Consider the following 19,355-nt stretch of genomic DNA (forward strand, 5'->3'; position numbering starts at 1 on the left):
CTTTTTTTAGAGTACCGGAATTAATAGTATTTTATCAAAGTTTAAATAAATTTTAGAGGTTAAAAATGATGGATCTTTTTAGAAGCTATTCCCGCTATAAGTTTCAAACGAAGTTCACTGAACTCAAACTAAAATAGATATAAAGTGAAATAATCTATAATGGCGTGAAATAATCTTTGATGGCGAACCCCAAAAAAGGATTTTCTCTTCAATCTGCGCTAGGGTAATCATTTTCATAAGAATATGTATGTATAATTTATCAAATGACAATATTGAGCATTTTCCAACGGATTAAAATTCATTGAAACTAAGATTATTTTCTAACCAGCGAAACATCATCAATCTGGCAAGAAGCATTTGCTAAACCATCAGCCAGAAAACCAATCTCAACTTTTCCTGCCTTAATAATTACATTTTTTACTATTATAGTTTTCCATGAGGTATTTTCCTCTTTTATATTGTATATCAGTCTTTTTTCATTACTTGATGCATACATTTCTAAACTGGTAAAACCTTTTGTGTTTTTTACTTTGGCTGTAAGTGTATACGATCCATCTTCAAGTTTGACATATGGTGATGGAGTAATTATTTGAAAAATCTTTCGTTTAAAATTAACCATATCCGAGATATTTAAGCTTTTTTCACCTATTACAATCTTCCTGTCATTTTCAGTATTAAAATAATTGATTACCGGAGAAGTTAAAGTGTCCAAGCTAATTTTATTTCCTTCAATGACTTCATTGGTCCATCCGGTTAATTCTATTTGCACGGGCTTAACAGGACTTGGAATGTACCTGCGATCGGCTTCAAAACTGCCGTTTTTAACGTAATCATTATCTTTGGCTACTTTCCACTCGCCTGTTTTGGCATTAATATCCCACGAGTTAAGAGAATTAAAATAAGGTGTTTTTCCATCAAAAGATATCGGACACCATTGATTATAGCCTAATCCGTTGCCTGCAAAATCTGCCCATCGGTCTCCGCAATATACAATTGTTTCCTGCTTGCTCCCTTTTACAGAAAAGAAAAAACCGGTTTGAGATATATGTGCGAAATCATCTGAAGCTCCATTTATAACTAACATTTCATTGGTAGGAAGGTATGGTCCTCTGATGTCATCTGCAACTAAATAATACGCAAATGAAGCATCCCAGCCATATATATTTGATGCAAACATGTAGTACTTGTTTTGGTACTTGAACATGCAATTTCCTTCACGGCTTTCTCCTTTAAAAATCTGCGTACAATCCAGAAGATTTACTTTTCCTTCTTTAATACCAATTTCAGAAACATATATTTTGTTTCTTCCTTTTCCGTAAGAATAAACTAAATAAGACTTTCCGGTGTCTTCATCCATAAATACAGTTTGATCGCCAGTATTGCTGGTTCCAATCATTTGTTCCATATTTATTTTCTGATGCCAGACAAATCTTCCTGTTGGAGAATCTGCAAGCATAATCAACACTTCATTTCCATGCTGAACAAACATAGCATACTTATTCATTTCCTCAATAAAGGCTACTCCTAAACGCCCAACCCAGGTTTTGCCTGACTTGTTTACATCATCTTTGGTAACAACATCTCCTTCAAACGTCCAATTAACTAAATCTGTAGAAGTATAACAGGTAACCGATTTAAATGTGGCATTTGGCAAGGTGATATGTGGGGCATTTCTGTACATACCCGCTTCTTCATACTGGACACCATACCAATAATATTTTTGCACTCCATCAACCGGCTTTGAAAATTTAAAAACACCTCCGCCCTGACTGTTTAATGGTTTTCCGTCTTTGGTATTCCAAAAAATATCGTTTTTGATGTTACCACTCTGTGCATTAACATTGCTGATAATACTTGTGACAAAAATTATAGCCAACATCAAAAAAAATGTTATCGTGGTATGTGATTTTTTAACTTCCATGTTCCTAATTTTTATAATGCATTAAATAGAAAAAAGTCATATGAATTCTCATCTAAACACAGAGCTTTAATACTCTTTAAATGCACTCATATGACTTTATACTTCTTTAAAATTTATAATATTTCAAAAAACATTTTCTGAACTAAGCTCTTATCTTAAATTTTAATATTCATAAACATCTATTAATTTTAAATTCTTTGGGATTTTCAATGAATCTAATTTTGTTAAGAATTGTGAATAGCTTAGTTTTTTAAAAATTTGCTTTTTATCAGAATCAATTATCCAGTAATCATATCGATCTTTAGTAAAAGTTTTATTATAATCGACGCTATCATAAGGCTTTTCATCTTCCGATTCAAGACGTTGAACAATAATATAATTTTCAAAAACATTTAATTTAACCACTTTCGAAGGAATTATTTCTTCATTGTCATTCCAACCTCCTTTCGGAGAAATACATATTTCATATGAGGAAACTCTATTGAGAGTATAATTATCTGTTAATGGTTTTTCAAAATCCTGAATTCCAGGGCCGCAACTTTGAATTAAAAATAGTAGAAATGCCGATAGTAATAAATAATTCGTTCTTAGCATATTGATTTCAAAAACACCTGTTTTCAATAACTTATATAATTAAAAACTTACGCAATAAATTTTATAACGATCTAATAATACCCTCTTCAAGACCTCTTAATTCGGCTAAACCTCGTAGCCTTCCGATAGCCGAATAACCAGGATTATTTACTTTTCCTAAATCATCCAGCATTTGGTGACCGTGGTCTGGTCTGAAAGGTATTGAAATATTATTGTTTTTTTGAATTAGCAACAACTCTTTTACCACTTGATACATATCTACATTTCCATCTAAATGGTCTGCTTCAAAAAAGTTCCCTTCTTCATCCCTGCGGACATTTCTTAAGTGAATAAAATGTATTTTATCGCCTAAAGCTTTCGCAATTTCAGGTAAATTATTTTTTTCTGATGCTCCAAGCGAACCTGTACAGAAACAAATCCCGTTTGATTTATAAGGCGCTTTTGAAAGAATATAATCATAATCTTCCATTGAGTTTACAATACGCGGCAATCCTAAAATATCAAAAGGAGGATCGTCAGGATGAATAGCTAATTTTACTCCAACTTCATCAGCAACCGGACAAATTTCATTTAAAAAGTAACTCAGGTTTTCTCTTAAAGTTGCTCTGTCAATGTTTTTATAAGGCTTTAATTTAGCCTGCATATCTGCAACAGTCATCTTTTTTTCACCTGGAATTCCAAACATAACCACATCTGAAAGTGCCTGTAATTGTTCTTCGCTTAACGTATTAAAACGCTCTTTTGCTTTTGCAGCGATATTTTCAGGAAAACTACTTGCTGCATTTTCTCTTTTTAAAATATAAATATCAAAAATAGCCAGATCCACCCAATTAAAATATAAAGCTTCAGAACCGTCCGGCATTACATAATCCAGTTGCGTTCGTGTCCAGTCATTAACCGGCATGAAATTATACGTGATAATTTTGATTCCACAGGCAGCAACATTACGGATACTTTCTTTGTATTTTTCTATATAAAGCTGATAATCTCCGGTTTTGGTTTTAATGTCTTCATGGACTGTAATACTTTCGACAACATCCCAGGTTAAACCGTATTTTTCAATTTCAGCTATCCTGGTTTTTATTTCTTCAACAGTCCAAACTTCGCCATGAGGAACATGGTGCAAAGCAGTTACAATTCCGGTAGCTCCGGTTTGTTTGATATGTTGTAAACTTACAGGATCTTTTGGCCCAAACCATCTCCAGGTTTGTATCATTCTGTTCATAACTTTCTTTTTTATAAATTATACCCCACTAAAAATGGTGAATCCTCCGTCTATAGTTACTTTTGAACCAGTAGCAAATTTTGAAGCATCACTTAATAACCAAACCAATGCTCCAACTAATTCTTCAGGATTTCCAAAACGTTTGTAAGGTGTGTTTTGAATGATTAAATTCCCTCTTTCTGTTAAACTTCCATCAGGATTTGTCAATAACGTTCGGTTTTGTTCCGTTAAGAAAAAACCGGGAACGATAGAATTCATTCTGATTTTATCACCATATCTTTTCGCAAGTTCTACAGAAAACCATTTTGTATAAGAATCAATTGCAGACTTTGCTAAACTATATCCCAAAACTTTTGTTATAGCCTGTTCTGTAGCAACAGATGAAATATTTACAATGCTTCCTACACTATCATTATCTTTAATAACTTCTCCAAAAATCTGTGTTGGTAAAAGTGTTCCAAATAAATTCAGATTCATTACTTTTTGTAAAGCATCCATATTCAGTTTAAAAATATCCTGGTCAGACTGAATTACTGCTTCAGGTATATTTCCTCCGGCGGCATTTACTAAACCATCAATTTTTCCATATTTAGAAAGTACCAAGTCACGCGCTTTAATCAAATCACTTTCGATTGTTACATCAGCAATTACAGCTAATGCTTTTCCTCCATTTTTGGTAATTATTTGGGCTCTTTCATTGGCCACTTTTTCATTTCTGCCTAAAACACAAACAGTTCCTCCTGCTGTAGCAATACCATTTACCATAGCTTCACCCAAGATACCTGTTGCTCCTGTAACAACGATTACTTTTCCTTCTAATGTAAAGTCTGTTTTCAATTTTTTCTATATTTTAATTTTTAATCCAGTAAAAATACAATTAATCCTCTTGCGCCGTGTGCGCCCAACACTAAAGATTGTTCAATATCTGCTGTTTTTGAAGGTCCTGCAATAAAAGTTGCAAAACCATACTCCAGATTTCCAATTTTTTCGTAAGCTTGATGCATCGTTGCTAATATGTCAGATTTTTTTACAATGATTGCCAAATATTGAGCGATAAAAGGAGTCACACGCTGTCCTAAAATAGCATCTGTAACCCAAAGCGCACTATTTTCGGCAACACCAAAATGGGCTTTTATAACAGCTAATTCAACATTTTGAAGTGTATGCGGATCGTCATTTTCCCAATTCAGTAATGCCACTTCAGAAAGTTCGGGAATAGTAGTAATAATTCTTCTGTCAAGCGCATAATTATTTCTGATAAAATTTAAGATTTCCTGATAAGAAACAACTTCAACACTTTCTCCTCCAATGTTTTTTAAAACGGTTTTATACGTATCCAGAACATTATAATCTTCAGAACTTAAAAGAGTCAAATCAGGTAAATCGGTAATTATATTTGGCTGATTTTGTCTTATTTTCTGTAATATTTCGGCTTTACTACTCATTATCCTTAGCTTTAGATTCTCTTGAATTTTTCTTGTACCATTCTCTAAATGATTCTTCGGGAACGGATGGCATTTCTCGCTGATCATACCATTTATTCATCTTATTGTTCACCAGCGAAGGAATGTTTTTCATTACAAATCTTCCTGATTTACCTGCAATATTAAAAATGGTTGGATTTGCCAAAACGGTTGCCATTGTTTTCATTGCGATTGTTTTTGCAGTTGGCGTATGACCTTCCTTAACCAATACCTGCCGCCATTTGTATAACTGATCGTGAATATCAATTTTTACTGGACAAACGTTGGTACATGAACCGCAAAGTGTACTGGCAAAAGGCAAATCGGCATTTTTGCTCATGTCTAAATTAGGAGCCAAAATAGAACCAATTGGTCCTGCAACCGCACTATGGTAACTATGTCCACCACTTCGTCTGTAGACAGGGCAGGTATTCATACAAGCACCACAGCGAATGCATTTTAATGAATTTCTAAAATCTTCTCTTCCTAATTGTGTACTTCTGCCATTATCAACAATAACAATATGCATTTCTGTACCTTCTCTTGGTTTTTTGAAATGACTTGAAAAAGTAGTAATAGGCTGTCCCGTAGCGCTTCTGGCCAATAATCTAAGAAAAACACCTAAATGTTTGCGTTGCGGAATCAGTTTTTCGAATCCCATTGAAGCAATATGAACATCTGCCAAATGTGCTCCCATGTCTGCATTTCCTTCATTCGTACATACTACAAATTCACCCGTTTCTGCTATGGCAAAATTTACTCCTGTCAAAGCTACTTTACGGGTTAGAAAAGTATCTCTTAAAGTCTGACGAGCTGATTCGGTTAAATATTGAGGATTAAAATTTCCTTTTTCGGTACCTAAATGTTCATGAAAAGTTTCACTAACATCTTCTTTTTTTAAGTGAATTGCAGGCAAAACAATATGGCTTGGCGGTTCTTTACGAAGCTGTACAATGAATTCTCCTAAGTCAGAATCGATCACTTCAATTCCTTTTTCGGCTAAATAATCATTCAGATGACATTCTTCGGTAAGCATTGATTTGGATTTCACCATTTGCTTAACATTATTCTTTGCCATGATAGTATGTACTATCTCATTATGCTCGTTGGCATCAGCAGCCCAATGCACAATTATTCCGTTTTTTTGAGCATTTGCTTCAAATTCAACTAAATAATCATGGATATTCGAAAGTACATTGTTTTTAATTTGTGAAGCCGTTTCCCTGAGTAATTCCCAATCCGGAATTTGATGGGCAGACCTATCACGTTTTTCACGAACAAACCAAAGTGTTTCATCATGCCAGTTCACTCGTTCTACATCTTTGTTAAAACGTGTTGCCGCTTCGCTATGTGGTATTGTTTTTTTTGAAGACATTTTAAATGTTTTTGAAATAATCAATTAGTGATTAGTAAATGGTTATTAGCAATTTAGTTTTAAAAAATCAATTTAAATACATAACTAAAATGTCCTAATTACTAATAACTCCATTTTTTAAAGTCAACAGACTAATCACTAATTACTATTGACTCAATTTATTTTCTACGAATTTAATATTTCGACAATATGAATTGTTTTTATATTGCTTTTTTGTCTTTTCAGAATTCCTTCCAAATGCATTAAACAAGACATATCACCACCCGTTATATAATCAACACCGTGTTTTTCATGATCTATGATTCGGTCTTGTCCCATTTTTACAGAAACTGCCTCTTCGGTTACACAGAAAGTACCTCCAAAACCACAACATTCGTCTTTTCTGGTTAAAGCAACCAAATCCAAACCTTTTATACTGCTTAGTAATTGTTCAGGTTTTGAAAAGAAAGGAGCATTTAATTCGGTCATCTGCGAAAGCTTGAGTCCGCGTTGACCGTGACAGCTTACGTGCATTCCTACTTTGTGCGGAAAATTTCCTTCGATGTGATCTACTTTTAGAACATCGGTTATAAATTCTGTCAGTTCAAAAACTTTTTTGCGCATTTCTGCAGCCAGTTCTTCCTGTTTTTCATCATGTAAATGATCTTTCACATGCAAAACACAACTTCCTGATGGACAAACGATATAATCAAATTCTGAAAAATTAGCTATAAAATTAGCATCACAACCTTTGGTTAAATGTTCATAACCGCTATTTGCCATGGGCTGTCCACAACATGTTTGTTTCATAGGAAAACGAACATCGCACCCTAGTTTTATTAATAACTCATAGGTTGCAATTCCTACCTTTGGGTAAAATTGGTCGACGTAACATGGGATAAAAAGTCCAACTTTCATATTCTCGATAAGTATTTTAACACATAGAGACATAGTTTCTGAAAATATTAAAAAGGCGTTTTACTTCTTTAAACAAACATAGCTATGTGTAAATAATGTGTTATTTATTTTATTCTTTCACTTAAATAAAAATCTATGCTTCTATATGTTAGATTTTTTCTCGCAGATGCTGCGTATTGAGCAGATTTTTATTTTAAATTTTATTTTCTAATGCTTGTAAAACTTCAAATCAATTAAATCATTCTGAATCGGTTTAGGATTCCAGTTTTGATGAATCGCAAGTGCTGCACCTAATGCACTTGCCTGCGCCATCGAAGCAGCATAAACTTCTACTTCCGGAAAGGCTTCTGCCAGTAAATTCATAAAAATGGAGTTTTTGCTAAATCCTCCATCAACAAAAATTTTCTTTACAGGACTATTATGAATCACTAAATTAGTCGAAAAAACCTGTTGTTCAACGAGATCCAGCATTAATTGATGGTATGCAACTTCATAGGTTTTAAATGTATTCAGGTCTCTTTTTTGAAATGGACATTCTTTCAAAATATCAAAGTCATATTTTTTAGGATAAACAATTTGAAAATTTAATGCTCTTAAATTTGAAACGATTTTTTTATCAAAATAGACTTCTTTAAAACTATCAGCCGAAACATTAAAATATTCTGCCAGTCTTTTAGTCTGTACTTCATGCTCGTTACCTGAAAACAAACGAGCCGCTTTTACAGGTTTTTCAGTGTATTGCATATAACACAAACAATCATTTTGAAGTTCTTCAAATGTTAATGCTTTAGTATTAAAAGGATTAAGAGAAATACTCCACGTGCCAGTTGACAATAAAACAAAAGGTTCTGTAAAATTTATTGTATACGGAATGATGGCAGATGAACTATCGTGCAAACCAATTCCAATGGCCAATTCATTTTCTTTTTTAATAACATCATTTCCAGGATGAATTGGAGGAAGCTTGTTACTTACTCTTTCGTTTTTCAGCCATTTATGATACTTCATCTTTTTAAAATTCCAAAGATTGGTATGGCATCCAATACTGGTAATGTCTGTAAAAGCTTCTCCAGTAAGAAGAAAGCTCAAATATTGTGGTAAATGCAGACAATATTTTACTTTTCCGAATAAATCAGGTTTTTCTTCTTTCAGTCTGTAAATCTGCATTCCGGAATTCAGGCTCCCCAAAACAGGAGAAGCTGTTTTTACTGCAAAAACCTCTTCCCCTTTGTATTTTTTATAAAATTGATTCTTTAAATCCTCCGGATACTCTTTTAAATAATTGTATAAAGGCGTCAACGGATTTCCATTATCATCAATATACACAAAACTAGCTCCGTAGGTACTAAAATTGATCGCTTTCAAAACATAGTTATTCAACTCTTTTATTTCTGATAATCTTTCGAGAACCCAGTTATTTAATACTTCAATATTTTCACAGGGAAAACCATCTTCATCCACCGTTTCATCGAAATTCACAGATTTTTCCCAAACAATTTTATAATTTTCATCAAATAAAAATACCTTTTTGTTGGTTTTACCAATATCAAAAATTGCAACTACATTCATTATTTACCTATTTATAAGCCTGTAGCCATCGTTTTTAATCCTCTTTCTGAAATCAAATTATTTCTAACAGTAACACTACGATATAATTCTATCGGATTTAATGCTGCACCTGAACGCAAACGAGCTTCTGCAACCAAAGCCCGAACATCGGTACGGAAAGCATTTTGCAAAATTTCCTGAGCTTTTACGATATCATTGTCCTGCTGCGCAATTTCCAACGCTTTTCTGTCTACAGAAAGTGCCTGAGCATAAGCTATCATAATCGCTTCAACAGATTGCAACAAGTCTTCTAAAGGATCTTTAATATTATGAGAAGCATCAATCATCCATCCTAAATCTTTGGCGTGATTCATTCCATGCGCATCCATTCCTTCAACCAATTCATTAAAGATCAGGAATAATTGATATGGTTTTAAAGCACCGGCTGTTAAATCGTCATCTCCGTATTTTGAATCATTGAAATGGAAACCGCCTAATTTATTATCCATCAATAAAATCGAAACAATTTGTTCAATATTGGCGTTAGGTAAATGATGTCCTAAGTCAACAAGGGTTTTTGCTTTGTCTCCTAGCTTTTGTACATAAGAATAGGACTGACCCCAATCTGCTACTGTTGTAGAATAAAAGTTTGGCTCAGCACATTTGTATTCTAAGAACAATTTCCAGTTAGAAGGTAATGCATCGTAGATTTCTTCTAAACTTTCTAACGTATTCTGATATGCTTTTCTAAAGTTTAATTGTCCAGGGAAAGATGATCCATCTGCCAGCCAAACCGTTAAGGATTCTGATCCTAATTCGATTCCGTGTTTGATAACTTCAATATTGTGAGCAATGGCTTGTTTACGCACTGCTTTGTTTACATTTTGTAAGGAGCCAAACTTATAAGTCTGCTCTGAATTTGCCTGATCCTGAAAAGTATTAGAATTCATAGCATCAAATTTTAATCCGTGTTGTCCCGCTAAAGTCTTAATAGCATTATAATCCGTTGGAATATCCCATGGAATATGCAAAGAAATTGCTCCAGAAGCATTATTTAAAGCATGAAGCAAACCTACATCTTCAATTTTTTCTTCTAATGAACGTGGTTCTCCTCCACCTGGAAAACGCCCGAATCTTGTTCCTCCTGTTCCTAATGCCCAGGATGGAATAGCAATTTGAAAATCGATTAATTTTTGAATAATTGATTCTGTTTCGGCAATTTCTGAAGCTGTAAAAACTAATTTATTTTGATGTTTTTTTAATAAACCATCATTATGAGATGCTATAGTGTTTGATTGAATTAACATACTTATTTATTTTTAATTAGGGTTTACAATATAGGACTATTCTATAAACTGAACCCTTGATTTATGTTACTTTTTGGTACTCTTTTCTTTGTTTTTTTTATATTTTTAGGAAATTTATTTATAAAATACAATTGTCATAAAAAATCTAACGTCCGACAGAATCGAACGTTAGACAACAAAAACCACTTTGTTAAATAAACTTAAAAAAAACTAAACAACTTATCGGTAAAAGCCCATTGTTACTCCACCGTCAACATTCAAGGCATTTCCTGTCGATTTGTTCAACAAGCCCCCTACGAATGCAAAACAAGCGTTTGCAATATCATCAGGCAATATAATTTCATTTAATAAGGTACGTTTCGCATAATATGCTGGCAATTCTTCAACGGTAATTCCGTATGCTTTTGCACGCCCTTCAGCCCATCCGCCAGACCAGATATTAGAATCTGATATTACAGCATCCGGGTTAACCGTGTTTACACGAATTTTATCAGCTCCTAACTCAGCAGCCATCAAACGTGTTAAATGCGCCTGAGCTGCTTTTGCTGAACCGTATCCAGGATTATTTGGACCTGCTACAACCGCATTTTTAGAAACGATGTTTACGATATCCCCGCCAAAACCTTGTTTGCGCATTACTTCAATTCCGGCTTTAGAAACAATAAATTGTCCTTTTACCAAAATGTCATATAATCTGTCCCACTCTTCAAGAGTATGTTCTGCAATTGATTTTGAAATACTGATACCAGCATTGTTTACAATAATATCAGCGCCACCAAATGCCAAACAGGCTGCATCTAAAGCTTTTTCAGTACTTACTTCATCTGTAACGTTTAATAAAGTACTTGAAACAGCATCTTTGCCAAATGATTGGATAAATTCTGCTTTTGCACCTTCTAAACGCTCTTCGTTAATATCATTGATTACTACGCAAGCTCCTTCTTCGGCAAATCTTTTAGCAATAGCTTTTCCAATTCCACCGGCAGAACCAGTAACTAAAGCTACTCTTCCTGAAAGTGCTTTTGGTTTTGGCATACGCTGTAATTTTGCTTCTTCCAATAACCAGTATTCGATATCAAAAGCCTCCTGATGTGGCAATGAAGTATATTCAGAAACAGCTTCTGCTCCTTTCATTACATTTACTGCATTCACATAATATTCTGATGCCAAACGAGCCATTGTTTTATCTTTGGCAAACGTAAACATACCTACTCCAGGGTATAAAATTACAACTGGATTTGGGTCACGCATCGCTGGTGAATTAGACTTTTTGCAAGCATTGTAATACTCTTTATACATTGCTCTGTACCCCTCAAAAGCAGGAGTTAATTTTGCTTTAATTGCTACTACATCAGACAAATCTTCTTTTGGATCTAATTCCAAAACCAAAGGACTGATCTTAGTGCGTAAAAAGTGATCCGGACAAGAAGTTCCAAGAGGAGCTAATTTTGACAAATCATTAGAATTAATAAATTCCAGAACTCTTGCATCATCTGTATAATGACCGATCATCTGACGCTCTGAAGAACAAAAACCTCTTAAAATCGGAGCTACTTTTGCCGCTTTTAATTTACGATCCGCTTCCGGAAGGCTCTCTATTTTTTTACCTCCAAAAACAGGGCGTTTTTTCCCGTAATTGCTTTCTAAATAGTCAGCACACTTTTCAATTACTTCAAGTGTATTGATATAACTTTCATAAGAAGTATCACCCCAGGTAAATAAGCCATGAGATCCTAACATGATGCCACGTAATTTTTTGCCTTTTTTCTCCGCTTCTTCCAAACAGCTTCTTAATTGAAGTCCTAAGTCGAAACCTGGACGCTGCCATCCTACCCAACCGATTTCTCCGTCGAATAATTCCTCGGTAATTTTAGCTCCGTCTTTTGCAGCTGCAATTGCAATAGCAGCATCAGGATGCAGGTGATCGATATGTTTGAAAGGTAAAAAACCGTGTAATGGTGTGTCAATAGAAGGTGCTTTTGAAGCTAAATCAAAGATACAATGATTAAACAATTCAACCATTTCATCTTCAAACTCAATACCTCTGTATACATTTTCAAGATTGCGTAATCGATCTAAATACAACGCTGCACAACCTGATTTTGTCAATGTTCCGATGTCTCCTCCGGAACCCTTAATCCACATTACCTCAGAGCTTTCGCCTGTCAATGGGTCTTTATCTGTAATTTTTACAGAAGTGTTTCCGCCTCCATAATTGGTAAGTCTTAAATCAGCTCCCAATAAATTAGAGCGATAGATAAAAAGAGCAACTTCGTCTCCTGCCAGTGCTGCAGCTTTAGCGTCATCCCAAAGATAGCTTACATGCTGAAAAGTCATATTATTTGTGTTTATATTTGACATTTTATGAATATATATTATGTTTTGGTTATTATTTATAACGAGTTGCCAATTCCTACTAAAACAATAGAGAGGAACATCAGTGCAATTCCGAATAGAAAAGTATTAAAGGTCTTTTTTGTAACACCTTTCCATTCTTTTAGGTAAAAGCCCCAAAAGTTTGCCGTAAGAATAATGGTAGACATGTGCAGAATCCACGAACTGGCTCCGTTTCCTAATTTACTTTCCCCCATTCCGTAAAAGAAAAATTGAAGAAACCACATAGTACCTGCAATAGCAGAAAAAAGTACGTTTTTTGAAATTGGTGTTTTGGTATCTGTATAATTACCAAAAGTTTTATTTTTTAAGTTAAGATAGATACACCATATAAAGTTGGTTGTTAACCCTCCCCAAAGTATAATAATATAACTTACATTATTTTGAAACAGGAATTCTCCCTGATTTGGGTGCAATGCTTTCCATGCTTCATTGGCAACAGCAGCCATTGGTTTTGCAGCTTCAATTCCGAAATTAAAAAAAGAACTTAAAATACCTGATATTATAGCAATAATTAAACCTTTTACCAAACTAAATTCTTTGTCTTTGTCTTCATGGCCTGTTGCAAAATCTTTTTCTTTTAAAATTCCTGCTTTTCCTAAAATAGCAATTCCGATGATACACACAAGCACACCAAACAAAACCATTTGGCCTCCTGAGTTTGAGAACATATCGCTAATAGATTCTTTACCTTCTACTGCATTAAAATTATAGTAGATTGGTGGAATCAAGGCGCCAAAAGCAGAACAAAACCCTAAGGTAATTGAATTACCTAATGACATTCCTAAATAACGAACGCCTAATCCGTAAGTCAATCCCCCAATTCCCCAAATCAATCCCATTACGTATGCTAATGCTTTCACTGATGGAGCCGCAGCTGCAATTATTTCAGTAAAATTTGGAATCGTTAAATAAGCAGCAATTGGCGGTACAATTAGCCAGGAGAAAAAACCTCCAACAAGCCAATAACTTTCCCAGGCCCAATCTTTAACTTTTTTGAAAGGCATGTAAAAACTGCCTGAAGAAAATCCTCCGATAGAGTGAAAAATGATTCCGAGTAATGATTCCATTTAATGTTTATTTTTTTTGGTTAAGTCGATAGTTAAATCTGGTTTGGTAAAATAAGAGAATGTAAAAAAGAAAACTATCCTGTACTGTCCTTTACCTAATTTATATTTATTTTAAATCATAAATTATTGCGAGAAGAATCAATTTCTTATGAATTTTTAAATTTAAAATTCATATTTTAGCAAACGTTTGCGTAATTAATATCTTTTATTCGTTTTTAAAGAAAAATATTACATATAATGCAATTTACAACTACTACTTACCACATAAAATGCAGAATACGACTATCATGATTAAACTAATTAAAATAGATGAAGATTCCAGGGTACCAAAATACAAGCAGATTGTAGATTCAATTCTGCAAAATATTGCTAATGGTAACCTTAAAATAAACCAAAAGATCCCATCAATCAACAATTTTAGTGAAGAATTCTATATGTCGAGGGATACTGTTGAAAAAGCTTATAATATTTTAAAAGAACGTAAAATTATTTCTTCGATAAGAGGAAAAGGGTATTATATTACCCGAACAAAATTAGAATCTAAAGTCAATATTCTGTTTTTATTCAATAAACTGAGTGCTTATAAAATGAAAACCTACAGCTCTTTTATAAACACTCTAGGAGCAAATGCACATGTCGATTTGCATATATACCATTGTGACGAAACTTTATTTTTAAATCTTTTAGATAAATTTGAAGGAGCTTACGATTATTATGTTATTACAACACATTTTAAGACAGATGAATTAAAACATTTAAGTTTTACAGATGAAGTGGCAAAAGCTATCCAAAAAATACCCGAAGACAAACTGGTTATTATGGACAATATTAAACTTGGGCTTGGCAATGACGTGATCAAAATTTATCAGGATTTTGAGAATGATATTTATAACGCCTTAAAAGAAGGTCTTTCTAAAATAAACAAATACAAAAGATTAATTTTAGTATATCCGGAAAAAGCGGTGTATCCTTATCCGAGAAGAATATTACATGGCTTTAGAAAATTTTGTGTAGAACATCAGATTAATTTTGAGATTCTAAATGAAGTTTATGATGATATGATTCTTAAAAAAGGGGATTTATTTATTACGATTGAGGAATCAGATTTGGTTAATCTGGTAAAACAAATAAGAGATGAAGAATATGTTTTAGGTCACGATATTGGCGTAATATCTTATAATGACACTCCGTTAAAAGAATTATTAGGAATTACAGTGATGTCCACAGATTTTAATACAATGGGGGAAACAGCTGCGCGAATGATTTTAAATAAGGAAAAAGGAGAAGTTAAAGTTCCTTTTAATTTTATTGACAGAAATTCTATATAAAAAAGCCCTGATTGTCTAAAAATCAGGGGCTTTTTTTATCTTTTTGAAGCAATTAAAACAATATTGGGCTTAGGCGCAGGCTCCATACCACTTCCAAAGTAAAAACCGGTATGAGGCGGCTGATTGTAACCTACATTTTGCCATGCAATACTCAGGCGATACTGAGGATCATGCATCAAAGTAAATTGTCTTACATCTGTTGGAATTGTAGTCGAATAAATTCTTAATTCTTTATTGTCTTCAGATCTTAGAATCAATTCTTCTCTCCAGTCTCCAAAAATATCTGCAGAAAGTGCCGGAGTTGATTTTGTCCCGTTATTGGATACTGCTCCTGTTGCAGTAAACAATCTTCCTTTACCATATTTATCTATATAATTTGAATTCAGCAGTTCCCTTGAAGTATCTCCATCCCAATAGATCAAAAAATTAGCAGATTTTGGAGCATCTCCTATTTTATTTCCTTTAATATCATATAAAAAAGGAGACCCAGAATACCAAAATTGAGCCCCTTTTTTGGTAGGATCAATATTGTCAGCTACTCCCCGCCCAACATCTTCATTGATTGAACCTGTAAACAATACTTTTCCATCTGCTGCAGCAAACAGTGTTACTCCGGGACCTGTTGTTTTGTTTTCAATTTCATGAATTCCAAATACCTCTAAACCCGGTAAATCAGGATCAAGATCTGTAACATGCAGTGCATCTCCGTGCCTGAAACCTGTGGTGTACAAACCTTTTCCGTCGTCATCAACACACATCGATCCAAAAATAATTTCGTCTTTGCCATCACTATCAACATCAGCGACTGAAAGACCGTGATTTCCCATTCCGGAATATGGATTTTCAGCATCTTTACTGTCAAAAACCCATCTTGAAGTCAATTTGTTGTTTTTAAAATCCCAGGCAGCCAAAACGGTTCTTCCATAATAGCCACGGCACATCACAACACTTGGATGAATCCCGTCTAAATAGGCAATACAAGCCGTAAATCTATCTATGCGATTCCCCTTAGTATCATTACCTCCGCTTCCACCGTGTCCGCCCCATCCGGCAAGATCACCACGCTCAGGAATATATTCAGTTGTTGTAATTAATTTCCCAGTCCTTCCATCAAAAACCGAAAGATATTCTGGGCCTTTTAAAATTTTACCATAAATTGGAGAAGCCGGGTCTCTTTCTACCCAATCTTTCGCTGCATCACCCACAACATTTCCCTGACTGTCAATTGTACCATCAGCAGTTTTACAAACCAATTCTGCAATTCCGTCACCATCTAAATCATATACCATAAATTGTGTATAATGCGCTCCTTCGCGAATATTTTTTCCTAAATTAATCTGCCATAAAAATTTTCCGTTTAAAGTATATGCCTGAAATATAGGTGGGTCTGTAATTCCGGTATGTGAATTATCATGTCCTTTCCCAGTCATGTGTACAACTAAATCATATCTTCCATCTCCATCTAAATCACCAACAGAAAGATCATTCGGAATATAACCTTCAACTGGCTTTATTATTATTGATAAATAATCTTTATCAGGACTTGAACCCGGAATAGAAGAACTTCCGTTTTCATCTTTTTCTTTTCCTTTCTGAATAGTTTTGACAAACCAGGTATTTTCTTCATTAGCATTAGCATTTGTATCCAGAAAATTAGTCGCTCCGATTATAGGTTTTTCATTTAATTTGACAGCTTTTTTAGAACCGCTCTTTCTATATAAATTAAAAGCTAAATCATCAGCATCAGTTCCTAAAACACGCCAACTTATGAAAAAATGACCATTGTTTTTGATCGCAATTACGCCACGATCTAAGTTTTCCATTTGTCTTTGTGCAAAAATTGAACAGGAAAGAAAGAACATGGAAAATAAAATTCTATTTCTTTTAAAAGATATTCTCATCTATTGATATTTATTAATTATTACAATGCAATGCAGTTTTTTGCTATTTACTACTATTCACTATTAACTCAACATTAAAACATCTTTTTAAATCCTTCACTTTTCACTTTCCAAGTTCCGTCTTTAGGAAAACCGGGATTTTCAATTGTATTTCCCTCCCAGCCTTCACACATCATCGCAACTGCAGTCAGTAAACCTCCATTACCCGGAAGATAAAGTGTCAGCCTTTCTGATTGATAATTATGTCCGTTTTTCAAATAGGTATTTGTTACCACATTCATAAAAAGGGCATCAATGGCTTTTTCTGGCATTTGCAAACGCGCTGCAGACATTGCTGTCATCGGGAAATCCCATCCCCAGGTTTTGTCCCATGACCAGGTATTCCAAACCAGATCAAACGTGTTTTTCATGATTTTTTTATCTAAAAGTGACGTGTCCGGAAGCATTCCGAAAGTCCCTAATACTGATGGATGATCGGTTTTAAACTCCGGATTCGTATACGAATCAGTAGCGCTTTCTGTTGCTAAATAAACTTGATTTGAAATTGGTAAAGGCGATAATTTTTTCAAAACATCTTGCCATTTTTCAGGCACTTTTTGATTTAATTTTTTCTTCCAGTTTATCGCTGTCTTTAAAGCCCAATTCCAATATGCCAGTTCATACGTTGGGTTAAAAGTTTCCATTGCTTTAAATCTTTCTTGCGCCGGAATAACACCCGGGCCTAAAACATAACGATCGTTTTTACTGTCATAACTGGCGAAGGAAGCCATGAAATCAGCAGTTGCAAAAACACGTTCGCTATATAAATTTAATGTTGTAGTTGTGGGTTTTGCCTGATAAATTAAGTCTGCATAAGTAATAAAATGTGGCTGCTGCCAAATTAAAAATGAACCGACTGATGACGGACTTTCGTTACCATCAGGATCTGTCATTTTTTGCCATCTTGCACCTTCAAAACCTTGTCTTTTGGCAATATCTTTAGCCTTTTCAAAAACTTTTTGATACCACGAAAGGCTGTTTTCCAGTAATTCCGGTCTGTTCCAAAGAGCAAAATGTACACCGTGCCACCAATGCATTTCCAAATGCGGTTTTCCGTACCAGCTATTGTAAGTTAAACCTGTTTCCTGTGGCGGAACTTTTCCTGTACATTGCAATTTGGTCAGGTATTGTGAAAGAATCACGCGACGCTCCAATTCATGCGCTCTCTTATCTGTACTGCCTGAAAAATCAACTGCCGCTCCGCTTTCCCAAAAGGATTCCCAACCTGCGATACTGCTTTTTTTAATTGCTTCAAAAGAAGGAATTGCAGCTTTGTTTTTATCTGTTTGAACGAACGAACAACTCAATTCGATTGTATTGCTTTTTGAGGGTTCTACAACAAAATAATGTTTTGCTTTTTCTTTAATTGATGCAGTACCTTTCCATTTCAAATTAATATCATACGAAATACTGTCCATTATGTGTGTAATAGTAGCTTCTGATTTATTTTTGATTTTCAGATTGCTTTTATAATCTTGTTTTCCTCCCCATTTTTTCCCCAGATCAGTCCCTGCAATAGCAACCGCTGAAATAGCTACATCCTGTTTTTCCTCCCATTTAGTCCCCATATCACCCCATAGTCCTGTTGGAAAAGGGATTCGAACACGAATTTTCAAACGCCCTTGTTGAATTAAATCCGATTCAACCTTAAAGCCTAAAACATCTTTTGTCTGATCGCAAGCCGTTAACACTTTCACAGGAGTGCCTTCTACCTCAAAGTAGCTCTCAATTTTTCCTGTCCATAAATTCAGCTTTTGATTAATAGCTTGAATATCTTCCGGCTTTACCAAACTGCCATCTTTTTTGGTTATTTCAAAACCTATATTTCCCAATTGCAATAAATGCGGATTCTGACGAAACCATTCGACTGCTTCTTTTTTTCGTGCAGGTTCTTTAATTTGTGTTGAATACGAAATCTTACGACCATACTGATCTACGTCTTTTAAAGTTTCAGAAAACTTATAATTCTCTGTATTTTTATAACTGTCCCAACCCCATTCCGATTGTGTTCCAAGCGGAATACCATTTTGGTATTTCTCTGGAAAACTTTGTAAACCTGTGACATCAACGGTAAAAGCAAATGTACCGTTTCCAACACTTAAAGAAGCTAAAGTATCCATTGCAGTAATCTGAATATTATGCCTTGTTACCAATGCTTTTCGGTCAATTTTTTGTTGTGACGAAAGCGAAATAGAAAACACAAATGCAACAAGTAATTGATATTTTTTCATCTGATATTTAGTTTTGTTTTGATAGTTTGATTTTTTTATTTCAGGTTTCAAGTTTAAGGAAT

The 19,355-nt window shown here is 34.3% G+C and carries 14 protein-coding genes; 1 reads left to right on the forward strand and 13 read right to left on the reverse strand.

Features of this window, described 5'->3' with window-relative positions:
* Positions 1-313 precede the first annotated feature (313 nt).
* From ACEN2I_RS02650 to rhaT, 11 genes are all read right to left on the reverse strand, one after another.
* Complete coding sequence (locus ACEN2I_RS02650; RefSeq protein WP_441764575.1) at positions 314-1,921, reverse strand: family 43 glycosylhydrolase; 1,608 nt, start codon at positions 1,919-1,921, stop codon at positions 314-316.
* A gap of 162 nt (positions 1,922-2,083) precedes the next feature.
* Entirely contained in the window at positions 2,084-2,542 is a 459-nt protein-coding gene (locus tag ACEN2I_RS02655) for a DUF3997 domain-containing protein (RefSeq protein WP_441764576.1), read from the reverse strand.
* Positions 2,543-2,576: 34 nt separating this feature from the next.
* A complete protein-coding gene (gene uxuA / locus ACEN2I_RS02660; protein ID WP_441764682.1) occupies positions 2,577-3,731 on the reverse strand; it encodes a mannonate dehydratase in 1,155 nt (384 codons plus the stop codon).
* A gap of 27 nt (positions 3,732-3,758) precedes the next feature.
* On the reverse strand, positions 3,759-4,577 hold the full coding sequence (locus ACEN2I_RS02665; protein ID WP_441764577.1) for an SDR family oxidoreductase: 819 nt from the start codon (positions 4,575-4,577) through the stop codon (positions 3,759-3,761).
* 20 nt (positions 4,578-4,597) lie between these two features.
* Complete coding sequence (locus ACEN2I_RS02670) at positions 4,598-5,185, reverse strand: LutC/YkgG family protein (RefSeq protein ID WP_441764578.1); 588 nt, start codon at positions 5,183-5,185, stop codon at positions 4,598-4,600.
* Positions 5,178-6,578, reverse strand: coding sequence for a lactate utilization protein B (locus ACEN2I_RS02675; RefSeq protein ID WP_441764579.1), 1,401 nt, complete (start codon positions 6,576-6,578; stop codon positions 5,178-5,180). Before ACEN2I_RS02675 ends, ACEN2I_RS02670 begins: the two co-directional genes overlap by 8 nt.
* Before the next feature lie 165 nt (positions 6,579-6,743).
* On the reverse strand, positions 6,744-7,475 hold the full coding sequence (locus ACEN2I_RS02680; RefSeq protein WP_441764580.1) for a (Fe-S)-binding protein: 732 nt from the start codon (positions 7,473-7,475) through the stop codon (positions 6,744-6,746).
* A 207-nt stretch (positions 7,476-7,682) separates the two neighbouring features.
* Positions 7,683-9,044, reverse strand: a complete 1,362-nt coding sequence (locus ACEN2I_RS02685) for an FGGY-family carbohydrate kinase (RefSeq protein WP_441764581.1) — start codon at positions 9,042-9,044, stop codon at positions 7,683-7,685.
* A gap of 11 nt (positions 9,045-9,055) precedes the next feature.
* A complete protein-coding gene (locus ACEN2I_RS02690) occupies positions 9,056-10,330 on the reverse strand; it encodes a TIM barrel protein (RefSeq protein ID WP_441764582.1) in 1,275 nt (424 codons plus the stop codon).
* Positions 10,331-10,549: 219 nt separating this feature from the next.
* Positions 10,550-12,691: a bifunctional aldolase/short-chain dehydrogenase gene (locus ACEN2I_RS02695; RefSeq protein ID WP_441764583.1), complete on the reverse strand. Its 2,142-nt coding sequence runs from the start codon at positions 12,689-12,691 to the stop codon at positions 10,550-10,552.
* Positions 12,692-12,723: 32 nt separating this feature from the next.
* Complete coding sequence (gene rhaT, locus ACEN2I_RS02700) at positions 12,724-13,794, reverse strand: L-rhamnose/proton symporter RhaT (RefSeq protein WP_441764584.1); 1,071 nt, start codon at positions 13,792-13,794, stop codon at positions 12,724-12,726.
* A gap of 287 nt (positions 13,795-14,081) precedes the next feature.
* Here rhaT and ACEN2I_RS02705 point away from each other — a divergent pair, with 287 nt between their 5' ends.
* The gene (locus tag ACEN2I_RS02705; protein WP_441764585.1) at positions 14,082-15,122 is read left to right on the forward strand and encodes a GntR family transcriptional regulator; all 1,041 of its coding nucleotides are present in this window, start codon (positions 14,082-14,084) and stop codon (positions 15,120-15,122) included.
* Between the two features lie 35 nt (positions 15,123-15,157).
* Here the strand turns inward: ACEN2I_RS02705 and ACEN2I_RS02710 are convergent, their stop codons facing one another.
* Together ACEN2I_RS02710 and ACEN2I_RS02715 are read right to left on the reverse strand one after the other, a co-directional pair.
* A complete protein-coding gene (locus ACEN2I_RS02710) occupies positions 15,158-16,945 on the reverse strand; it encodes a rhamnogalacturonan lyase (protein WP_441764586.1) in 1,788 nt (595 codons plus the stop codon).
* Between the two features lie 152 nt (positions 16,946-17,097).
* Positions 17,098-19,293, reverse strand: a complete 2,196-nt coding sequence (locus ACEN2I_RS02715) for a hypothetical protein (RefSeq protein ID WP_441764587.1) — start codon at positions 19,291-19,293, stop codon at positions 17,098-17,100.
* Positions 19,294-19,355: the final 62 nt, after the last annotated feature.

This window comes from Flavobacterium sp. W22_SRS_FK3 (assembly GCF_052113665.1).
Classification (GTDB): Bacteria; Bacteroidota; Bacteroidia; order Flavobacteriales; family Flavobacteriaceae; genus Flavobacterium.